Source organism: Roseibacillus persicicus, from assembly GCF_014651675.1.
Taxonomy (GTDB): domain Bacteria; phylum Verrucomicrobiota; class Verrucomicrobiia; order Verrucomicrobiales; family Akkermansiaceae; genus Roseibacillus; species Roseibacillus persicicus.
Genome location: NZ_BMXI01000038.1, coordinates 1 through 2,811 on the forward strand (window position 1 = coordinate 1; position 2,811 = coordinate 2,811).

Here is a 2,811-nt window from a genome sequence, read left to right on the forward strand (position 1 = left end):
AATCCGAGGAGCCAACTTGGCGTTCACCTCAAAGAAACCAGCGTTCCACTGCCTCGTCAAAGCAGAAAAAATCGTCCAGCTAACACGATTCTAAGCGAACGTTCCAGTCCTGCTGAAACGACCGCTCAGAGAACATTCGCTACTTCTATCACTTTCAAACTTCCTGTCAATAAGTCACCCAGTGCACGGTCGGTTTCAGCAGCGACGCCTTGTTCGACCTCGTCCCATCTTTCGATCTCGTCATTCCAGCAGCGGTCCGGTCCATACCAGATTGGTGACTTCGAATCATCTTTATGGATTCGCAAGCTAGATTTCTCAGTATCAATTCCCAAGTTCTTTGACCCCGAACTCGCCGAGCAAAGCATCCAACCTATTTCCGTCGAACGTTCAAGTCCTGCTGATGCGACCGCCTCAGAGAACGTCGTCAGTTCTACAGCATTCAAACACGCTGTCAATAAGTCACCCACCAGCGCGGTCGGTTTCAGCAGCGACGCCTTGTTCGCTGTTGTGCTTTGGAATCTCAGTCCTTCGCCACACCTTCTGATCCCAAACGATATAAAACTGAAACTGAAGCATATAGTTTGATAGTCGCAGGCACGAAAACGGGAGCGTCTGACCTTCCCGCCCCACCTAAAAGCATTCCACCTCCCCCATATCCAAATCCAAACTCACCCCCAAAACTTGAAAAATCAGTGTCCGACACAGCAAAGACTCCTCCTAAATCTACACCTACACCCTTGCTTAACACTAAGGCCTTCTTCTTTGCTTCCGCGCAAGACTTCCCGACCAACTCAAGTTCAATTTCTTCTCTTCTTGTCGTGTCGAAATAACTGGAAATTGAGCCAACATTTTCTTTCTTCATTATAACCTGAACAACCGCCGTGTAATTCTCAATCTTTTCAATCTTGATTCTTACTTCGCGAGAGACCTCATACCCCTTGATTTCCAGCGGTTGATTATTCTCCGTTTGAATTCGTATCGCACGTTTCTCAAAATCGTCAGCGGTTAGACCACTAGCTTCAACTCCCAAAGTGATGACTTCATCAGTAATAGCCCTCAAGCTCGAATTTACTGTTGCTGTCGCTTCTCCCGGATCCTCGTTATACTCAAGAACTGTAAATGTTATTGTTGCAGTATCCGGAGCAACTTCGATGTCCGAAGCGCCCGTTACATTGACGAAAGGGAAATCAGGTATGGGGCTTGCTAAGAGAGGTAATCTAAACAAGGCCACACATAGGATTAATGCTCTCTTCATATTATTAGCGAACGTTCCAGCACACCCAATCCGACCGACTCAGCGCACTTTCACTACTTCTACCACGCTCCCTCCGCCAGTCAAGCCTCCGACTCGCCAGCGCGGTCGGATTTGTGGTGCTGCGCATTGTTCTGCTTGTCCTAGTTTGGTTCAAGGCCAAGAAAGAGAGAATCGCTCTCCAATAATTTGCAATGACCGCAAAACCTCGGCTTGTAGATAGTTACGCAATTCTTGACGGTCCAAATAGACCTCATGTAGACCGCTCATCGAACGAAGTGAAGCAGTCGGTAATTCTGAATACTTCTTGGAGATCCGGCCAAATTCAATTTCAGGCTCGTCATTCTGGCCGAACCGAATCACATGATGAATGGTGTCAAAATCACCTATGGCTTCGAGCCAACGCCTCTTCTTTAGAAGTTCGTCAAACTCATTACAGACATCGGTTAACGTAGGATTAAACCATCGTCCTAGCCGACCTTGGACAGTTCCGCTCGCACCTAGTAGTAGAACTTTACCGTGGGGCATCATCTTTTTTGCAGAACGTTCAAGCACACCCAATCCGACCGACTCAGCGCGCTTTCGATAGTTCTACCACCTCCCCTTCTCCAGTCAACCTCCGACTCGCCAGCGCGGTCGGATTTGTGGTGCTGCGCATTGTTCTGCTTATTCGAGTAGACAGCCGGACACACGATTTGTAGGAACATTCAAACCTGAACCTTTGTATTCGGTAACGTCTTCGTTCCACTCTAGAATAGTAAAAATCTCTTTTCCTTTGCTCTTCTTGTAAATTCTAATTTTCCTTTCCCCCACTTGCTCCCATTTCGCGTCGTCGAGCCAATTTGCACGAATTGTTCCTGCTGGATTCAATATTATCCAATCTATCACATTCGCGTTTCGGCCATGCTTCCACTGCCATTTCTTATTGAGAATTGAAGGAAGAAAGCTTGGCTTTTCTTTCTTTCCTAGAAGTTCTTCCCTAGCACTAACTTTCGGCATCTCGGCTAACTCTATAAATTTTGTCACTAAAGCTACTTCTTCACTTTTCCCCGCCGAAACATACTTGGCCCTCAGTTTGGCTAACGAGCTTAGATATTTTTCGTCGAGATCACGAACAAGCTCTTCTCGCTTTTCTACGATCGTTAGCAGCTCCGCAGGCGCTTGGACCTCAGCACCAGAATACGAACACATGGCGAGCCATCCGGCTAAGGCAATTCTTGTAGTATGATTCATTTTTTGCAGAACGTTCAAGCACACCCAATCCGACCGACTCAGCGCACTTTCGCTACTTCTATCACGTTCCCTCCTCCAGTCAATCCTCCGACTCGCCAGCGCGGTCGGATTTGTGGTGCTGCGGTCTGTTATCCAGGACAGTTCGAAGCTAGAAGGGTAAGAACAGGAAAACCTCGAACTCTGTGACCTAAAGCCTCGTCAAAACTTCGAATCACCTTTTGAAGTGCGCGAGAATTCTGGACCACTCGCTAACCCACGAATAGAATATGAATGTGAAATCCCGCAGACGCTTCTCTCCAGAATTCAAAGCTCAAGCACTTGAACTT

Annotated in this window: 3 protein-coding genes; all 3 read right to left on the minus strand. The window is 47.3% G+C overall.

Annotated features, from left to right (window positions below):
• Nucleotides 1-520: 520 nt before the first annotated feature.
• The 3 genes from IE099_RS20400 to IE099_RS20410 all read right to left on the minus strand — a co-directional run bounded on the left by IE099_RS20400 (nt 521) and on the right by IE099_RS20410 (nt 2,485).
• Nucleotides 521-1,255, minus strand: a complete 735-nt coding sequence (locus tag IE099_RS20400) for an SIMPL domain-containing protein (protein WP_189574611.1) — start codon at nt 1,253-1,255, stop codon at nt 521-523.
• A gap of 150 nt (nt 1,256-1,405) precedes the next feature.
• On the minus strand, nt 1,406-1,783 hold the full coding sequence (locus IE099_RS20405) for an Imm39 family immunity protein (RefSeq protein ID WP_189574614.1): 378 nt from the start codon (nt 1,781-1,783) through the stop codon (nt 1,406-1,408).
• Between the two features lie 135 nt (nt 1,784-1,918).
• Nucleotides 1,919-2,485 carry a hypothetical protein gene (locus tag IE099_RS20410; RefSeq protein ID WP_189574617.1) on the minus strand — a complete coding sequence of 189 codons (567 nt, stop codon included), beginning with the start codon at nt 2,483-2,485 and terminating at the stop codon, nt 1,919-1,921.
• Nucleotides 2,486-2,811 lie beyond the last annotated feature (326 nt).

Coding starts and splice junctions, on each gene's coding strand:
- IE099_RS20400 (WP_189574611.1), bottom strand. CDS start 1,255: ATGAAGAGAGCATTAATCCTATGTGTGGCCTTGTTTAGATTACCTCTC.
- IE099_RS20405 (WP_189574614.1), bottom strand. CDS start 1,783: ATGATGCCCCACGGTAAAGTTCTACTACTAGGTGCGAGCGGAACTGTC.
- IE099_RS20410 (WP_189574617.1), bottom strand. CDS start 2,485: ATGAATCATACTACAAGAATTGCCTTAGCCGGATGGCTCGCCATGTGT.